The following is an 18,544-nucleotide window of genomic DNA, read 5'->3' on the forward strand; positions in this document are numbered from 1 at the left end:
CTATGCGCTTTTTACTATCATTACAGCAGGATGCGAAGCTGTTTATATATATTCATGCTTTACTCATGCTTTTTCGTTGTGCTTTTTTAGTGATTTATTCCGGCCAGCTGGGAAATGCCGGGGCGGAAGATGTGGCGGAAGCCCTGTGGCTGGGGGCCAGGATCAGTTTGAAGACCACCGCTTTTCTTGTGGGGTTTCCTTTTGTCTTTGGAACAATTCCTTATGCTTTATGGAAAAAATGGCCGGCCGGCGGTATCCGAAAAATCCTTGGCAGTGTGGCCGTCGGATTGATGACGCTTCTTTTTATGGTGCGGATCCCTTATTATGAGATTTTTCATCAGGGATTCAATATCATGCTGTTCAACGGCATGAAGGATGACAGGATGGCCATATGGCAGACAGCTGTTCAGCAGTACCAGCTCTGGCCCCGCCTGTTTGGCGCTCTGGCGCTGATGGCCTTCTTCATCTGGGGGCTGATAAAATTTCTGGAAACGCCAGTATATTATCCCCGACATCATGTGCGGATTCTGGACATGGCGGCGGTTGTCATGGTTCCGGTTTTTGCGGTTTTCTGCCGATTTGGCGGAGCTTTTCATTCAGACAGCGGTGTGCCGTGGGAGAGCGCTGCCCGCACACATTATACGGTGCTGAATGAGGCGGTTCTGGATGACGGGCAGGCAATGTATCGCGCCTATCATACCCATGCCCGGGCTACGCAGCGGGCCATGCGCTCCATATCGGATGGGGAGCTTTATGAGGCCATTGCAGCTTTGGGAGGAAACCCGGACGCCGGAACACCGATTACAGCTTTTGAGCGCAGGACGACAGCAGCGCCGTTGGAACGGCGTCCCCATCATGTGGTGGTGATCCTTGGAGAAAATTATGCTCTTTGGCCGCTTCTGCCGGAATATGATAGTTTGGGACTGGAAAAGACGGGGAAATGGCTGGAAACCCATGGAGCTCATATATACCATTTTCTGGCAAACGGGAATGGGACCATGACTTCACTCAATGGTTTTCTGACTGGGCTGCCGGATATTGGGCTTTATGTCAATTACACGATGGGGCTTCAGGGGAAAGCATCGCCCTTTGGCATCGGTGAGACCATGAAGAGACTGGGGTATAAGACCGTATTTTGGTACGGCGGGCTCCGAAGCTGGCAGGAAATTGATCATTTTACTCTGCGCGAGGGGTTTGATGAATTCCATTGCGCCGATGAGCTGCCGAACCAAGGGGAAAGTTCGTCCTGGGGCGTGCCGGATGGTATCCTTTTTGATGGGATTCGCCGGCAGATGCAGCAGGATACAGAGGATACCTTCTATTTCATCCTCACCACGAGCAACCATCCGCCTTTTGCTTATGATGTGGATGCCTATGGATTCCCCAGGGAAGAAGTTACATCGAAATTACCGCCGTCTATCCCCAAAGATAAGGCGACAATCGACCAACTGGGACATATCTGGTATGCTGATCAGGTCATGGGGAATTTTATCCGCCAGGTGGAACAGGATGATCCGTCTGTTTTATTTGCAGTGACGGGAGATCATGCAGAACGCTTTAATTTTGCGGCAGATGTGTCTCTTTGGGCATTGAGCGGTATTCCCTGCTATTTCTATGGCGATGGTATACCCCAGGATTTTTTTGATGAACAGACGGCAGGCAGTCATCTGCAGATTGCCCCGACTCTCGTTGAACTTATCGCACCAACGGGCAGCAGTTATATTTCCTTACTGCCGCCGTTGCTGCACTCGGATCGTGCTTTTAATCACAGGCTGTACATTGAAAACGGCGAAATTGGTGAACAGAAGAATCTGCAGGATGGGGAGTTCCGGAAATATATGGAAGCGGCGCGGACGGTGGCTTCATGGATGGTTATGCATGATCAGAAGTCCGGGACTTCATAAATCAGACGGCGGAGAGCAGTAACTTTCAGGGAGGATCATGTCATTTTCAAAATTCTGAAACTGATAGAAATCGGTGCATTACGGTGATTTATTTTGAATACTTGTTATTCTGTAGGAGCAATGGTTTATAGAGGAGGCAATTATGATTTTTGAGGAAAGTTATACGCTGCATAACGGCGCAGCCATTCCGAAACTGGCACTGGGTACCTGGTTTATTGATGACGACAAGGCGGCGGAGGCTGTGCGGGCGGCGGTGGATATCGGATACCGCCATATTGATACGGCACAGGCGTACGGCAATGAACGCGGTGTCGGAGAAGGAATCCGCACCTGCGGCATTGACAGGAAGGATATCTTTGTCACATCCAAAGTAGCGGCTGAAAATAAAAGCTATGCGTCCGCCATGGAATCCATCGACAAGACACTGGAAACGATGGGACTTGATTATCTGGATATGATGATTATTCATTCACCCCAGCCCTGGGTGGAGGTAAACCAGTCGGAGGACCGCTACTATAAAGAAAACAGGGAAGTATGGCGTGCTCTTGAAGATGCTTTGGAAGCCGGGAAACTGCGGGCAATCGGTGTTTCCAATTTCCTTGAGGGAGATCTTGAAAACATCTTTGCCGCTTGCCGTGTGAAACCCATGGTGAACCAGATTCTCTGCCATGTGGGAAACAGTCCGCTGGATTTGATTGATTACTGCCGGAAGAGGGATATCGTAGTGGAAGCCTACTCTCCCGTGGCGCACGGCGAAGCGCTGAAAGATGGATGCCTTGCGGAAATGGCAGAGAAATACGGGGTCACGATTCCTCAGCTCTGCATCCGTTATGACTGGCAGCTGGGGACGGTTGTGCTGCCGAAAACGGCGGATCCGGAGCATATGAAAGAAAATGGGGATATTGATTTTGTGATTTCCGATGCCGATATGGAACTGCTGAAAAATGCGGAGCCTGTGAAAGATTACGGCGAATTCAGTTTCTTTCCTGTTTATGGAGGCAAGCTGAAAAAGTATCGTGTGGAAATTAAGAGGTAAACGCAGAAAAAATCTGCCGCAGGAAAAAAGCGGCAGATTTTTTTGCGTCAAGTTCTCTATGGTAGGGCAATGAAGGCTGTCTCATTTCCAAAGGTTATTAGCTGTTGGCTGTTGCCCGGTAGCTGTTAGCTGATAGCCGTTAGCTGTCAGCTGCAAGCTAACTATTCTTTTACGATTTAAATCATTACGACAAGCGAGTACCTCAATCGCACTGCGTGCGCCAGCAGCTCCTTCTGACGGCCGACCCCATGATCCTTGTATAAGACGTTAAACGTCATCCTGAACGAATGTGAAGGATCTGTACCCGTGATGCGGGGAGACGGTAAGACGTCATCCAGGGTAATAGATTCTTCGCTCCGTATCACATAGCCGTCTCCCTGTTTTCTCATACAGCATTCTTACTTCCGCTCTGAATGACGGGATACGGTAAGGCGTCATTCAAAGCGCCAACAAAGGATTTGCTGCTGTGTTGAGGAAAGGGATTCTAACGGGAAGAATAGGGATTGGGCAAGCCTCCTTGTTTATAAGGAGGTGGCCGGCGAAGCCGGACGGAGGATACTGGCTTGGGTGGAATGACGCAAAAGAATAGAATGAAGATTCTTTTTCTGCCCCCGTTCTGAGTGATGACGGACGGTAAGAAAATAAAAGCTATCAGCTGTTAGCTGTCAGCTGCAAGCTAACTATTCTTTTACGATTTAAATCATTACGACAAGCGAGCATCCTTAATCGCACTGCGTGCGCCAGTAGCTCCTTCTGATGGCCGACCTCATGATCCTTGTATAAGACGTTAAGGCGTCATCCTGAACGGAGGTGAAGGATCTGTACCCGTGGTGAGGAAGCGGTATGAAAGGGTAGAATGAAAGTCCCTTTTCTGCCGGTATCTTGCCGGCTTCTGGAAGCTGAGAGCCATTTTCATTTTTTACTTCGTTGTTTGTAATAAACGTGCTATAATAAAATGATAGTTTAAGATGACTTAAGTGTCGTCTGTTTTTGGTTAGATGCAACAAGGGAGAGTGTAGCATGAATAAAATTTACAAGATTGTATGGAGTAAGGCAAAACATGCCTATGTCGTCACTTCTGAAGTGGCAAGGAGCCACACGAAAAGCGCTTCGGGAAAAGCGGTGAAAGCCGCTCTGGCGGCAGCTGTGGGGATGGGAGTCCTCATGGGCGGTTATGCGGCTGATGCGGCGGATACAGCGACAGGTTCCGGCAGCGGCGTGGCATATGGCACGGGCAGTAGTGCACCGAAAGAGGAAAATGTGGCTGTCGGAAAAGGGGCAACAATTAAGTATTCTAATGGCGCAAGCACCGCTACCGGTGATGTAGCTGTGGGCAGTGGGGCTGTCATTGATAACTATGCCAGCCAGGGCGGCAGTATTGCTATCGGGAAAAATGCAAAAATAGAAAATATGGCTGGGAAGCAGGAATCGCTATTTGCCTTTAATCAAACTACGTATACGCCTCAGTATGATCCTTCCTACTACTTTGGGTTCCTTCCATTTGCTTATATACCAACAGATCCATCCAAAGTTGTTGGAAGCATAGCTATTGGTGAAAACACCTATGTTCGTACAGGCGGCTTAATGATTGGCACACATAATTACAAGGGGAAATTAGGAGATGTTGATGTAGATAGCGCGGCGACAGACAAAAATGCTAAAAATGTATTTACCACGACTTTAGGGACAAACAGTTTCAATTCTGGTGCATTCTCTACGATTACCGGTGCTTATTCCATTGCTTCAGGAAATTATGAAGGGGGAAATAATACAGCTGCTGCAAGCAAAAACTTTGGCGCCACGATTACCGGTTCTCTAAACAGCATTGAATCCGCCACTGCTTCTTCTGGGTATTCCGGCGTGGCGAACAGCATCGTCGGTACGGCAAACCGGACCTTTAATTCCAACGGCTCCCTGATTTTCGGCGCCGGCAATGAAATTACCAATTCCGTGAAAAATATCAGTGCACCGACTGACGGCGGCGCTTCAGCAAAAGATCTGGCAGATACACTGCGCAGCGCTGTAAGAAATAGCGAAAGCGGCGGCGCTACCCTTGCTATCGGCGGCGGCAATAAAGCCGATTACACACAGAAGACATCCATCATCGGCGTCAACAACACCGTGACCGGTACCAGCCGTAGGCCAAGTACCTACAACTCTATTACTGGTTTCAAGAACGCCGCTGCTAATGTCAATCACGTATCTGTCATTGGGTCTGAAAATGAAATAGAGAATACAGATGACGCTCTCGTGCTGGGCAATAAGCACAAGCTTGCCGGGGCAAACGGCAGTGTTATCCTCGGTTCCGGGGATAGTGTGATTACGACAAGTGTAGAGAATGCCGTGTCCATCGGACATAACGCAAACGTGCAGAAAGCGGGCGGCGTAGCCCTTGGCAGCGGTTCTGTGGCGTCCACGGAAAAAGGCAAGGTCGGTTATGATATTTCCGGCGCCGATCATTCCAATGACAACACGGGCGTATGGAAATCTACGCAAGCAGCTGTTTCCGTAGGCGATACGTCCAAAAACATCACCCGTCAGATTACCGGAGTTGCAGCCGGAATGGAAGATACCGATGCCGTCAATGTGGCACAGCTGAAGAAGGTGGCAGCTAAGGCGGCAGAGGAAGCTGCTAAGCATACCACTGTGACAGCTGGAGATTATGTGACTGTCACGGAGACAGAAACTAATGGACAAAAGAACTATACTGTCAGCGGGCCCAAGATAGAATCTACGGATGGGACAGTAAGGATTACGGATAAAGTGGAAAACGGCAAGAAAGTCGGATATAACCTGTCCGTCGATACAAGCAGTCTGGGAATCGAAAAGACAAAGGTAGAAGAGGGGGACAATGTAACCGTAACTTCCAAGAAAACCGGGAATACGACGACGTATACCGTCAGTGCCAAGGACACGGTAGTAACCGGCGGTACGGCGACCTATGCCTTGAACGGTACAGGCACCGCCACCTTGACGAACAACGACGGAACGACAGCGACCATTACCGGACTGCAGGACCGGTATACTTCGTCTGCCTCACTCAGCGGTGATACCTTGAACTTCACCCGTAATGACGGCAGCACTTATTCCGTTTCCGGCATCGCTTCCACGCAGGATATAAAAAATGTAACCAATAAAGTAGGCGAATTGGGAACCCGTGTGAACCGTGCAGGAGCGGGAGCGGCAGCACTGGCGGCTCTCCATCCGCTGGACTTTGACCCCGATGACAAGTGGGATGTGGCAGCCGGCTACGGCAACTACAAAGACGCCCATGCAGTATCGGTAGGCGCATTCTACCGTCCCAATGAAGACACCATGTTCAGCGTGGGAGGCTCTTTCGGCGGAGGAGAAAACATGGTGAATGCCGGAGTCAGCGTAAAGCTGGGACAGGGCAACCATGTGTCCACATCACGGGTGGCTTTGGCCAAGGAAGTGGAGGACTTGAAAGCGATTGTCAAGGCGCAGAGTGCTGAGATTAAAGCTATGCGCGGAGCCATGCAGTCAGGAGCATCGGTAATGAAGGATGTTGATTTCCCCGATGTGCCGAAAGACCACTGGGCATATTCTTATGTGAAATCATTGGCGGACAGAGGTCTTTTGGAAGGGTATCCGGATGGAGAGTTCAAGGGGGACCGTTCCATGACCCGCTATGAATTTGCGGCCATTATTTACCGTGCCCTGCAGAACGGCGCGCCTATTGACGGCGACATGGCAAAGGCCATCGGCGAATTTGAACCCGAGATCAATCGGATAAAGGATCTGGATCGTACCCGTGTCGACCGTATTTCCGGCAAGGACAATGACCGGCATAAGGTAGAACGTGTCCGTGTCAATAATGAAAGCAATAAAGAAACAGGTGATTACCGTGATGTGTACGGTTCTCATATTTCACCGGAAGCATAACCCGGAATGGTAAACAAAACAGGTGTAAGGAAATAGTATAAGAAATAGAAAGTACGGTATCCGTCAGATGTGACGGGTACCGTATTTTTATGTAAGCGGGGATAAGCGGACGGTCATAGATTCTTCTCCGTGTCACTGTCCCGTTTTCTGTTTTTCCCTCAAGGCATTCTTATCCCCATTCAGAATGACGACGGACGGCAAGCGTCATCCTGAACGAATGTGAAGGATCTGTGACTGTGGTGAGGGAAATGGAAAGAGCCTCGTGGGAAGTTATGAGCGGAATAGAGTCATTACTCCTCATCACATAGATGCGTTCATGTTTTATCGGCAGCGGACATGCTGTAAATTTAACTGAGAAGTGCCGCTTAACAGCGGTATTTTTTATTGCATTGCCGGGATAAAAATGGAAAAAATGGGAGTACGGGAAAAGTATTTCAAAAAAATTTCAAATTATTTTTCCTGTTTCAGCAAATTTAAACTCGAAAGGGATACTATAATGGCAGCGCTAAGGACTGTTCCTTTCCGGAGAGGGAACAGGGAAAGGAGAAAAGAGTATGGCTAAGAAATTGGAACTTAAATTCCTGACTTCCGCGAATACGGAGCTTATTGTGAGCATTGCCGATCCGAAGGACGGGCTCGCTTTGTCCGCCGTGCAGGCGGAGGCCGCGAAAATCATGCCGGTGCTGGCAAACGGCAAGGGCATCGGGGCGGCTTCTTTCGCTAAGGCGGTCATGGTGACCACTACGGAAGAGGAAATTCATTAATTTTGAAAGAGAACTATAAGGAGAAATATATTGAAAAGGAAAGGAGGGATAATGATGGCAGTTTCCAAATCTGTGGAAAAAACAAGGCTTCTGGTACGTGTTGAAAATACGGACGGTTCTTTAAAGAATCTGGCTTTTAACAATATCAGGGAAAGCGCGTCTGATGAAGAGCTGCTTCATGCGGGGAAGGCGATCGCCGGACTGCAGGTGAAGGCGCTTGATTCTCTCCGCCGCTCTGATGTGGCTGTTCTGACTGACGGCGACTAATCAGCCGGAGACGGGCAGGGAAGGGCCCGGGGTACGTTCCCGGGCTTTTCTTTTTAGGATAGGACGCTCTCCCGTCCGGTTTTGAAAATAGGGTTCGCAGGGCTGCGGAAACGCCTATTGACAGACGGGGGAGAAAGTTCTATTCTTAAATTAATATAGAACATATGTTCTATAAAAAGGAACGATATTTTATAAAAGATGCAAAAACGAGGAATTTCTTGTAACGGAAGTGGATATTTCTTAAATGAAAGTGAGGATTGGGAATGCATTTTGATTATATCAGGCTTCGGGCACGGATCCGTGAGAAGCTGGGGTCTGACGTTGTTTTTGCGGCAAGGCTGGGGATCAGCAAGACATCTTTGTCTCTGCGGCTGAATAATCAGCTTCATTTTTCCCAGCGGGATATTTATAATTCCATGCGGATTTTGCAGATCAGGCCGGATGAGGTGGGGGCGTATTTCTTTGAGCGGCCCCGTTGTGAGGAGTTTTATTTTTGACGGAAAGGAGGGTCTATGGATGCAGGTTCGTGGATGGAAGCTTTTGAACGGGCTTCGGAGCGGCTTGTGGAGGACTGGCAGGTGAAGCTGGTGACGACGGGTCTTTTGGCGGAAGGGGTTTTTCCCGTGGAGCTGATCAGTTTGTTTGCGTTGGCGGTGTTTATTGATCTGGTGACGAAGTGGATGGCGCTTGCCCACAAGTATCTGGCGGCGAAGGGGGAAGCGGATCGTGATATGGTATCGTGCATTCTGGCGATTCCCGCGGCGCATCGGGCCGGAATGATTTCCAGCAGGCAGATGAAGCGGCAGTTTGCCGGAAAGATGGTGCTTTACATTCTGCTGACCGTCGGCGGCGGTGCAGCAGACCGGCTTCTGGCAAGCGTGGGACGGCCGGGCCTGTTTATGGAAATGTGTGTCAGTTATCTGGCGGCGTCGGAGATGCTGAGTATCGTGGAGAATCTGAATGATGCCGGTGTCGGGGTGCTGTCGGGGCTGGTAAGGAAGTTGAAAAGGAAGTGATGAGGGGAAGGAAGTATTTCTTTCCGTAAAATATGGATAAACGGATTATGACTTTGGATGAAATAGGAACACGCCTGGAGGCCGCCCGCGGTAGGATTGACCGGATTTACTGCCACTGGACGGGGGCGCCGTACCAGCTGGTGGAGTGCCTGGCATATCATGTGGTGATTGACCGGGGCGGGTACTGCCATGTGATTCATGAGGATTTCACGGAGTGCCTGGCGCATACATGGCACAGGAACAGCCGGTCGATCGGTGTGGCGCTGGCGTGCTGCCGTGACGCATGCTGCTACTATGACGCGCCGAGCGGTGTGGATCTGGGGTGTGAGCCGCCAACAGAGGCGCAGGTGGAAGCGCTTGCGATGTTCTGCGCGAGGGCTGTGGAAGAACTTGGACTGTCGGTGGCAGATATTTACACACATGCAGAGATGGCCGCTTTTGACGGGTACGGGATCGGTAGCGGTGATCCGGATATGCGCTGGGATCTACTTTATGTCCCCGATTACGGTGACGGCGGCCGGCTGGTTCCCGGCGGTGAGCTGATTCGGGGGAAAACGAAATATTACAGGAAGCAGAGGAGCGGGCTCCTGTGTTTATGAGGAAAGACGCTGTCTTGGCAGGAGACGGCGTTTTTACGTGGGCGTAAAAGAAAATATGGAAATGAAAAAGAGTATCTTCTCCGCGCAGGAGTGAAGATACTCTTTTCTTTTGTCATATATCCCGCCGTGGAAAACAGGCGGTATTTATTTTTCGGTATTTACACAAGACTTGAAATTTGCTGTTTTATTGGTCCACATATCAGTAATTTCTGTAAACAGGCTTCCAGATCACTGATTTCACGGCTTTTTTAACATCATTCGTCTGTACTCTGTTCAAGCCCTGTTTTACGGCACATTCTGCTACCGCGTTAGCCACTGTTTCAGAAAACTGCGTTAATTTAGACACCGGCGGCAGAACGGCAGCCCCTTTCACATTGATTTCAAGAAATTCACTAAGAGAATGTGCGGCGGAGGAAATCATTTCATCCGTAAGCAAAGAAGCATTAACGGCGATGCTTCCAAGTCCCAGCCCGGGATATATCAGGGCATTATTTGCCTGCCCGATAATATAAGTCACCCCATTGTATTCAACAGGTTCCGCAGGAATACCGGTTGCGACCATTGCTCTGCCATCAGACCATTTGATGATGTCTTCTGCGGTTGCTTCTGCCAATTCCGTTGGATTACTAAGCGGGAAAATAATCGGGTGGTCACACCATGATGCCATGGCTTTTACTATTTCCTTGGTAAATGTTTTCGGAGCGGTTGAGGTTCCCACGAGGATCGTAGGTCTGACAGCCATCACTGCTGCAGTTAAATTATTCAGTTTTTCCGGATTATCGAACTCAGAACGTGCTCTTGCAAACGGTTTTTGCTCAGGTGTCAAGTCATCCATATCGTCAAAAAGCAATCCCTGTTTATCCACCATATAAAAGTGATTTCGTGCTTCTTTTTCAGATAATCCCTGTGCGACCATTTCCCTGAATATACGGTCGGCGATACCGGCTCCGGCCGTGCCCGCTCCAAAACACATGTAGGTATGATTTGTAAGTTTCTCTCTATTGATTTTCATTGCTCCAAGAATACCGGCTAATGTTATTATGCCGGTTCCCTGACAATCATCATTAAAAACAGGATAGGTTTTTTGATACTTCTTCAAGATGGTTGCAGCATTAGACCGTCCAAAGTCTTCAAAATGCAGATACAGATCGGGAAATAGATTTTCAGCCGTTTCAACAAATCGATTCACGAAATCATAATAATGATCACCATATATCCTCTTGTGACGGTTTCCAAGATAGAAAGGATCTTTTAATAAGGATTCCCGATTAGATCCGCAGTCCAAGACAACCGGAAGTACTGTCTGCGGATCTATACCGGCAGCGGCAGTATAGACCATCAATTTTCCGACAGAAATATCTACACCATTGGTACCCCAGTCACCAATGCCAAGAATGCCTTCTGCATCAGTAACAACAATAAGACGGATCTTTCTGTCTCCGGCAGCCTGTTTAAGCGAAGTTTCAATAGATTCCGGATGATCGATGGAAAGGAACGCTGCATACTGTGGGTTGATAAATTGTTCACTATACTGTTCGATGCTCTCCGCAATAACCGGATCATAAACAATTGGCATTAACTCTACCAGATGTTCACTGAATACATGAAAGAACAGCGTTCGATTGAAGTTAAAGACTTCCATCAGAAAACGTCTTTTCTCAATCAAAGAAGTTTTTCTTTCCATTTGGCGGTAGATACGCTGTGCCTGCGTTTCTATATCTTCCACACAAGGCGGAAGCAACCCCTCCAATCCAAGTTTTTTTCTTTCCGATTCCGTAAATGCGGTTCCCTTGTTCAGGAATGCATCGTCCAATAGCTCAAATCCTGTCTTCATCGCATTCGTCTCCTTTTTATATTTAAAAACACGTTGCCTTTAATATAAATATCTTATCATGAGGCTATATTTTTGTGAAATAATGGTATTTGCAGAGTTAAGATTGTCCGGATAATCAATAATTTGTAACATCCATCAAAAAATTTAATATTTTATCCGGGGTTTTCTTCTGTTGTAATTGCTTTCATAAGGGATGCTTCTGTGGTTATGTTTTTGTCCAAAACGATTTTAACAAAAAGGTTTTCTATTTCTGATTTCTATATGCCGTTCCATGAATTACAATTTTAAAATATATAAAAATAAAAAAGTAAGGGGAAAACAGAATTTCCTACCTTACTTTTTCTTTTAATCTGTGATGGTTCCGATTCCCGGCTGATCCATTTTTTCCACTTTTACCGCTTCCAGATGGTAGAAGGGGGCGGTGAGATGGTCGTTCAGATGGACAGTGGCTTCGCGGAGGATGCCATACACTTTGATCCATGTGACGCCGTCTTCATAGCCGGTGAAGTCGCCGTCAGAGGTAAATTCAAAATCCACATAGCCGCCTGTACAGTAAGGACAGGTGGGGCCGTTTCTTCCTACGAAGTAGTGGCCGTTGATGGAAATAAAATAGCCTTCGATGAGGACAGTTTTGTCTTTGTAGTCGCGGAAGTTCATGAACCAGTCGTTGATCTGTGTCATATACCGCTTATCGCCGACGACGATGTCTATGTTGTTGTAATCAAAGTTTTGCCGGTCCGTTTCCAGATTGTAGGGATATTCAAAGACAGGATACTTCGATTTTTTCCCTTCAGGAGCAGCCGGTTTAGGCGCCGGCTGTTCTTCTTTCTGCGGAGCCGGCTCCGGTGTTTCTGCCGGCGCCGGTGTTTCCTTGGCCTCCGGAGGAGTTTCCGCTTTTTTTGCTTCCTGCACGGTTTTCCTGGTAATGATCTGCGGCGGATCCTGCGCTTTTTCCTGTGTGCCGCAGCCGCCTAAGAGAAGAAGCGGCAGGCAGAGAAGCCATATTTCTTTTCTCATTCAAAAGCCTTCTTTCATTTTTCGTATGCCCGCGGCGATAAAGAGGAGGACAATGTCAGTGACGACGATAGATGCTCCTGTGGGAATCGAGCCCATGTAGGAGATGGTGAGTCCTGCCATGAATGTGGCCACGGAGAAAACGGAGGAGAGGATGATCGTCGTCTTGAACTGCCGGCAGAGCTGCATCGCGGTGAGCGAAGGGAATACGATCAGGCTGGAAATAAGGAGCGCGCCCATCATGCGCATGCCAAGGACGATCGTGATGGCTGTGAGAAAGGCGATGATCATATTATAGAGCCTTGTCCGTGTGCCGGTGGCGGAGGCGAACGGTTCATCAAAGGTGACTGCAAATATACGGTTATAAAACAAAATGAAAAGGAGCACGACGGAGATGCCGAGGATGACGGAAAGGCGCACGTCATTGGCGCTCATGGCAAGGATGCTGCCGAACATGTAGTTGCACACGTCGGTATTCATTCCCGTACTTAAGGAAATCGTCATGACGCCGATGGCAAGAGCGCCGCTGCAGAGAAGAGCCGTGGCAGAGTCGCCTTTGATCTTCGCGCTGTCTTTCAGCTGGAGAAGGAAAAAGGCGGCGGCGATGCAGGCAGGGATGGAAATGGTGAGGGGCTCTGCGTGGAAAGCATAAGCGATGGCGAGGGCGGCAAATCCCACATGGGAGAGTCCGTCGCCGATCATGGAGTACCGTTTCAGTACAAGGCTGGTTCCTAAGAGGGAAGCGCAGAGGGAAACAAGGCAGCCCACAATGATGGCACGCACCATGAAGGGATAGCTGATCATTTCAATAAAGATATCCATCATAGCCCGCCTCCTGCAAATCTCTGCCCCACGGGGCTTCTGAGATACTCTTCCGTCGTCCCGAAGAACTGCTGTGTCCCGCCGGACAGGTGGAGAATACGGTTTGCCTGTCCCAGTGTGCCGCGGATATCGTGGGAAACCATGATGACAGTGACGCCGTACTTCTCTATGCAGTCCTTGAAAATATGGTAAAGCTCACCGGTCATGATGGGATCAAGGCCGGTCACCGGCTCGTCCAGGAGCAGGAGTTTTCCCGTGGCGCAGAGTGCCCGCGCAAGGAGTACACGCTGCTGCTGGCCGCCTGAAAGATCGCGGTAGCACCGTTTCTTCAGATCGGCGATGCCGAGCATTTCCATTTTTTCTTCCGCGTCTTCTTTATCCGATTTTCGATAAAAAGGATACATGCCGCAGCGGTTCAGACGGCCTGAAAGGACGACTTCCCAGACACTGGCGGGAAAATCTTTCTGCACGGGGGTCTGCTGGGGAAGGTATCCGATTTCCGTAGGCTTGAAGCCGTCGGCAGTTACGATTTCCCCGCCCGATATTTTTTTCAGGCGCAGAAGCGCTTTCACCAGTGTGCTTTTTCCTGCGCCGTTTTCACCAACGATTCCAAGGTAGTCCCCTTCATCGACGGAGAAATTCAGGTCGGAAAGAACCGCTTTTCCATCATAAGATACGGAAAGATGGCGGCATGTAAGCAGACTCATCAGTTGAGCGCCTCCTTGAGAACTTTCACATTATGGTTCATGAGGTCAATATAAGTTACGCCTTTTTTGAATTCTTCATCGCTTACGTTGTGGACGGCGTTCAGAAGCTCATTTTTTGCGCCTGTGGCTTCCGCGATGGCTTTGCTCATCTGTTCATTGGACATCTCGATGTGGAATACGACGGGAATATGGTCTTCCTTCACCTTATCCACGAGAAAAGCAATAGTTGCCGGATTGGCTTCCGTATCGGTGGAGCAGCCGGGGAAAGCGGCGTAGTAGGTCAGGCCGAATTCTTTGGCGAAATAAAGGAAGGGGAAACGGTCACCGACGATGATTTCTTTTCTCTTCGCGTGATCAATGACGTCATGGAAATCCTTATCCAGTTTTTCCAGTTTCGCAATGTAAGCCTCAGCGTTTTTCTGATAAGTCTGGGCATTGTCCTTGTCGAGACCGGAAATGGTTTCGGTGAGGGCTTTTACGATCTGGATAGCGTTGGCGGGAGAGGTCCAGACATGCTCATCCATTTCAGGGCCTTCTTCGCCGTCATGGTGGTGGTGCTCCTTGTCATCATGATGATGCTCTTTATCATGGCTGTCCTTGTCATCGTGGTGATGGTCCTTATCTTCATCATGGTGATCTTTGTCGTCGTGATGGTGTTCATGTTCTTCTTCCTGCATGCCTTCAGACATTTCTTCTTCATACAGTTTGACGGTATCCATCATTTTGAGTGTTTTGAGCTTGCTCTTGTCTATGGAGCTTAACATGCCGTCCACCCATTCATCGGAGTCGCCGCCGGTGTAAACGAAAAGATCGCTCTTGCCGATGGCCTGGATGTCTTTCGGAGACGGTTCATAACTGTGGGCTTCCGCGCCCGGTTTGAGAAGCATCGTGACCTCTGCTTTATCGCCGACAATCTGGCGGACAAAGTCGTAAGAGGCGAAATTGGTACAGATGATTTTCAAAGGTTCTTTCCCCTTGGAATCGGGAGTGCCGCTCTTGTTTAATGAACAGGCGGCAAAAGCAAAGACGGCGAAGCACGCCATCAGGCAGGCAATTATTTTTTTCATGGAAATCCTCCTAACTAATACAATGGAAATAAAAATGCAAGCGCCGGGTTTAATCGGTGAGCTTGACACGGAGGGTGACCAGCGTGGAGGAAACGGTGAGAAGAGAAACGGCGGAAAGGGAAAGAACGGCGGAAAAAAGATGGGGGATGGAAACAGATCCTCCATTGTCCGCCGGGATCGTGACAGACGAACAGACGGAAAGCGTCCGGAGGCACAAATCGATCTTTTCGCAGATCGGGCAGGGATCGCTGCCATGGCCGTGGTCATGGGACAGTTCTTTTGCAATGAAAAAGAAGGATAGAGCCAAAGTAAGAACGAAAGCAGCACTGATGAAGAGCGCTGCCAGTTTTCTGCGGTATGCCATGATTCCTCCTTTTTAATGATGGAAAATAAAAAAGCGCACGTTTTAAAGGCGGTGCGCAGTCCCGTAAAGTTTCTCAGCGGCAGTCTTTGCAGACGCCGTAAACCGTCGTTTTTGATAAATCAATGTCAAACTTGTCGCCGCGGAGGACGTCCCGGAGCAGTTTATCGGAAATTTTCTGTGTCATATGGGTCGTCCGGCCGCATTTCAGGCAGGTGATGTGAAGCTTGTCATCACAGGTTTCCGATGAGACATAGCGGTACACATTTTCCCGGTTGTTCTTGCCCGGCGATCGGAGAATAAGGCCTTCCCGCTCCAGCATGGCGAGATTCCGGTACACTGCGCTGACGCTGATTTTCGCGTGCTCTTCCGCAACAAGCTGCGCCGCCAGGTCCCGCGCGGAAATGGTCATGTCAGGGTGGCTTTGGAAAAATTCAAATAATTTTTTTCTCTGTTCGGTCATATACATGGGAGCACACTTTCTAAATATGCGATTTTCTCGCAAATTATTATAACACAGTGGAAACGAATGTCAAATAAATAACGGAATGGAAAAAGAATTTTTTAAGAAATATTTTCGCCGGATCGGGAATGGGAAATCATTTTTTCCAGTGCCCTCTTCACCACCTTTTGGAAGCGTTTTTCCGCTTTTTCATAAGCCTCATGAGGAGCGACGGATTCGCTGTCCGTCCGTTTGGCGACGACGCCGCAGATGGAAGCGGCTTTCAGTCCCAGCACGGCACAAAGTGTAAAAAGGGTGGCGTTTTCCATCTCATAATTTGTGCATCCCAGATGCTGGAAATCTTCCAGAGAACCTTGCAGCCGTTTCAATACATAGCCGCCGAAGCTGTCATACCGTTCCTGTCCCGGCCAGAAGCTGTCGGTGCTGATGGAAATCCCCGTTTTGAAAGGGATGCCCGATTCCTCTGCCGCTTCGCGGAGCGCAAGGACAGTATCCATGTCAGCTGCTGCAGGAAATTCGATGGGGGCGTATGCGCGGGAAGCGCCGTCCATGCGGACCGATGCCGTATTGATGACCACATCGCCCAGATGCAGATCCTCCTGAATGGAGCCTGTCGTGCCGACGCGGATGAATGTTTCCGCGCCGAGGCGGGCCAGCTCTTCTACGGCAAAGGTGACGCAGGGGCCGCCCATGCCGGTGGACATGACAAGGACAGGCGCGTTTTCTATCCGGGCGAGCCATGAGGTATAATCCCGGTGCGAGGCGATGAAGAGGGCATTTCTATCCAGCGCTTTGGCAAGGCCTTCCACACGGCCCGGATCGCCTGGGAGAAGGGCGTATTTCGCGCCGCGGATCATGCCGGCAGAAAGCCCCGTGTGGTACATGATTTCTGCGGGACCAGCGTAATTTTTCACAGGGTACTCCTTTCATAAAACCTGTGCTTTTTTCTATTATAGCACTCATCAGGCATATAAAATAAGAAAAATAATTATAAGGTTTGAAAGGTGACGCTGGCACACATAGTGCGATTGAGGTACTTGCTTGTCGTAATAATTTAAATCGTAAAAGAATAGTTAGCTTGCAGCTGACAGCTCACAGCTGATAGCTGATAGCTGATAGCTTTTATCTTCTTACCGTCTCCCCTCATTACTGTAATAGACTTTCACATTCGTTCAGGATGACGTTTTACCGTTAGTGACATTTTTATCAGCCGATAAAAAAGAGCATCCGTAGCAGTGGGAGAAAATGCTTTTCTGTTTCACCGCACTATTCTGTGTCTATCGTTTTCGATGCAGAGGGGGATGTATGGTACAATGGAAAAAATACCCTTTATTTCATGAAGGAGCAGAGTATGTACGAAGAAACAACGATTGCCGCCATTGCTACTGCACCCGGCGAAGGGGGAATCGGCATCATCCGCCTGAGCGGCGTTTCCGCGGCGGAGATCGCGGACAAAATATTTCATACGGGAAAAATTAAAACGTTTAAGGAAGCCGTACCGTACATGATGTATTTCGGCCATGTGACGGACGGCGAAAAGAGGATTGACGAAGGTCTTGCGGTGTACATGAAAGCCCCTCATTCCTACACGGGAGAAGACGTGGTGGAAATCCAGATCCACGGCTCGGCGGAGGCGCTCCGGGAAACACTGGCCCTTGCTTTGCGCAGCGGCGCAGTTCCCGCCATGCGCGGCGAATTTACCAAACGGGCTTTTTTGAACGGCCGTCTTGATCTGGCGCAGGCGGAAGCCGTCATGGACATTATCAGCGCGAAAGGGGAAGCGGCACTTACCCAGGCGGAAAGCCATCTGTCCGGCGCGCTTTCCGGTTTTGTCCACGGGGTCATGGAAGAACTCAAAGACCTCATTACGAAATTGGAAGTGACCATCGACTATCCCGAAGAAGATCTGGAAGACCTTACCATGGAAGAAACAGGGGATGCTTTGGAGAAAATTGACAAATCCCTGTCGGCGCTTCTGAAACGGTCCGAAGAGGGACGGGTTATCAGGGAAGGACTCCGCACCGCGATTATCGGGAGACCGAACGCGGGGAAATCATCCCTGCTGAATGCCCTTCTGCAGGAAGAACGGGCGATTGTCACCGATGTGCCAGGCACGACGCGGGACACCATTGAAGAGGCGGTTCGCATATCGGGAGTTTCCCTCCTTCTTATGGATACCGCTGGTTTGCGGGAAACAGACAATAAAGTGGAACAGATCGGGATCGAACGGGCGCGGGCATCCATGGAAAAAGCAGATCTCATTCTTGCGGTCATTGACGGTTCGTCGCCTCTGGATGAGGAAGACAAAGAGATTCTTCACAGCCTCGTCGGAAAAAAGGCGATTGTCATTTTAAATAAATATGACCTCACGCCGGAAGTCAAGGCGGAAGATATATGGGAAATCGCGGGACATGTTCCTGTCGTTTCTCTTTCTGCCCGTTACGGGAGCGGGATGGACGAACTGCGGGAAGAGCTGCGGAAGATTACCGAAAAACAGGATACCGACGCGGGTCGTATTCTCTTCCTGACCAATCTTCGCCACGTGGAATTGGTACGGAAAGCGCTGGACAATGTTCTCCGCGCGAGAGCGTCCGTCCGTGAAGGCCTTCAGGCGGACTTCATCGTCATCGATCTTACAGAAGCCTGGAAAACGATGGGGGAAATCACGGGCGATACTATGGATGATGAACTGATCCATTCCATTTTCAGCCGCTTTTGCGTGGGAAAATAAAGTACTTCCATAAATCATGGGGCAGAGAATCAATCGGATATGTTTGGATAAGGCGG

At 49.3% G+C, this 18,544-nt stretch carries 16 protein-coding genes and 1 pseudogene; 9 read left to right on the forward strand and 8 right to left on the reverse strand.

The annotated features are described in order from the left end of the window. Nucleotides 1-2: 2 nt before the first annotated feature. From GCWU000321_RS06690 to GCWU000321_RS09220, 8 genes are all read left to right on the forward strand, one after another. On the forward strand, nucleotides 3-1,904 hold the full coding sequence (locus tag GCWU000321_RS06690) for an LTA synthase family protein (RefSeq protein ID WP_007070399.1): 1,902 nt from the start codon (nucleotides 3-5) through the stop codon (nucleotides 1,902-1,904). Between the two features lie 142 nt (nucleotides 1,905-2,046). Further along, nucleotides 2,047-2,940 (forward strand): aldo/keto reductase, encoded by an 894-nt coding sequence (locus tag GCWU000321_RS06695; RefSeq protein WP_007070400.1) that lies wholly within the window; start codon nucleotides 2,047-2,049, stop codon nucleotides 2,938-2,940. A 1,020-nt stretch (nucleotides 2,941-3,960) separates the two neighbouring features. Beyond that, nucleotides 3,961-6,843 (forward strand): ESPR-type extended signal peptide-containing protein, encoded by a 2,883-nt coding sequence (locus tag GCWU000321_RS09215; RefSeq protein ID WP_007070402.1) that lies wholly within the window; start codon nucleotides 3,961-3,963, stop codon nucleotides 6,841-6,843. A 554-nt stretch (nucleotides 6,844-7,397) separates the two neighbouring features. Next, the gene (locus GCWU000321_RS06710) at nucleotides 7,398-7,607 is read left to right on the forward strand and encodes a DUF2922 domain-containing protein (protein ID WP_007070404.1); all 210 of its coding nucleotides are present in this window, start codon (nucleotides 7,398-7,400) and stop codon (nucleotides 7,605-7,607) included. Between the two features lie 51 nt (nucleotides 7,608-7,658). Beyond that, on the forward strand, nucleotides 7,659-7,874 hold the full coding sequence (locus GCWU000321_RS06715) for a DUF1659 domain-containing protein (RefSeq protein WP_007070405.1): 216 nt from the start codon (nucleotides 7,659-7,661) through the stop codon (nucleotides 7,872-7,874). A 263-nt stretch (nucleotides 7,875-8,137) separates the two neighbouring features. After that, the gene (locus GCWU000321_RS06720) at nucleotides 8,138-8,371 is read left to right on the forward strand and encodes a DUF739 family protein (RefSeq protein WP_007070407.1); all 234 of its coding nucleotides are present in this window, start codon (nucleotides 8,138-8,140) and stop codon (nucleotides 8,369-8,371) included. A gap of 15 nt (nucleotides 8,372-8,386) precedes the next feature. Beyond that, nucleotides 8,387-8,890 (forward strand): phage holin family protein, encoded by a 504-nt coding sequence (locus GCWU000321_RS06725; RefSeq protein WP_007070408.1) that lies wholly within the window; start codon nucleotides 8,387-8,389, stop codon nucleotides 8,888-8,890. 47 nt (nucleotides 8,891-8,937) lie between these two features. Next, on the forward strand, nucleotides 8,938-9,489 hold the full coding sequence (locus GCWU000321_RS09220; RefSeq protein ID WP_169303248.1) for an N-acetylmuramoyl-L-alanine amidase: 552 nt from the start codon (nucleotides 8,938-8,940) through the stop codon (nucleotides 9,487-9,489). Nucleotides 9,490-9,688: 199 nt separating this feature from the next. On the opposite strand, the pseudogene GCWU000321_RS06735 reads toward GCWU000321_RS09220, so the two are convergent. From GCWU000321_RS06735 to udp, 8 genes and pseudogenes are all read right to left on the reverse strand, one after another. After that, nucleotides 9,689-11,329: pseudogene (locus tag GCWU000321_RS06735) on the reverse strand (malolactic enzyme); the annotation flags it as partial. 339 nt (nucleotides 11,330-11,668) lie between these two features. Next, on the reverse strand, nucleotides 11,669-12,340 hold the full coding sequence (locus GCWU000321_RS06740; protein WP_007070411.1) for an energy transducer TonB: 672 nt from the start codon (nucleotides 12,338-12,340) through the stop codon (nucleotides 11,669-11,671). Further along, nucleotides 12,341-13,162: a metal ABC transporter permease gene (locus GCWU000321_RS06745; protein ID WP_007070412.1), complete on the reverse strand. Its 822-nt coding sequence runs from the start codon at nucleotides 13,160-13,162 to the stop codon at nucleotides 12,341-12,343. Then, a complete protein-coding gene (locus GCWU000321_RS06750) occupies nucleotides 13,159-13,866 on the reverse strand; it encodes a metal ABC transporter ATP-binding protein (protein WP_007070413.1) in 708 nt (235 codons plus the stop codon). Before GCWU000321_RS06750 ends, GCWU000321_RS06745 begins: the two co-directional genes overlap by 4 nt. Then, nucleotides 13,866-14,933, reverse strand: a complete 1,068-nt coding sequence (locus GCWU000321_RS06755; protein WP_007070414.1) for a metal ABC transporter substrate-binding protein — start codon at nucleotides 14,931-14,933, stop codon at nucleotides 13,866-13,868. The genes GCWU000321_RS06750 and GCWU000321_RS06755 overlap by 1 nt, the downstream gene beginning before the upstream one ends. Before the next feature lie 49 nt (nucleotides 14,934-14,982). Next, nucleotides 14,983-15,297, reverse strand: coding sequence for a hypothetical protein (locus tag GCWU000321_RS09615; protein ID WP_007070415.1), 315 nt, complete (start codon nucleotides 15,295-15,297; stop codon nucleotides 14,983-14,985). A gap of 73 nt (nucleotides 15,298-15,370) precedes the next feature. Beyond that, nucleotides 15,371-15,763, reverse strand: coding sequence for a Fur family transcriptional regulator (locus GCWU000321_RS06765; RefSeq protein ID WP_007070416.1), 393 nt, complete (start codon nucleotides 15,761-15,763; stop codon nucleotides 15,371-15,373). 95 nt (nucleotides 15,764-15,858) lie between these two features. Then, entirely contained in the window at nucleotides 15,859-16,671 is an 813-nt protein-coding gene (udp, locus tag GCWU000321_RS06770; RefSeq protein WP_007070417.1) for a uridine phosphorylase, read from the reverse strand. Between the two features lie 437 nt (nucleotides 16,672-17,108). On the opposite strand from udp, the gene mnmE reads away from it, so the two are divergent. Next, on the forward strand, nucleotides 17,109-18,488 hold the full coding sequence (gene mnmE / locus GCWU000321_RS06775) for a tRNA uridine-5-carboxymethylaminomethyl(34) synthesis GTPase MnmE (protein WP_040381995.1): 1,380 nt from the start codon (nucleotides 17,109-17,111) through the stop codon (nucleotides 18,486-18,488). Nucleotides 18,489-18,544: the final 56 nt, after the last annotated feature.

The organism is Dialister invisus DSM 15470 (assembly GCF_000160055.1).
In the GTDB taxonomy this organism is placed as follows: domain Bacteria; phylum Bacillota; class Negativicutes; order Veillonellales; family Dialisteraceae; genus Dialister; species Dialister invisus.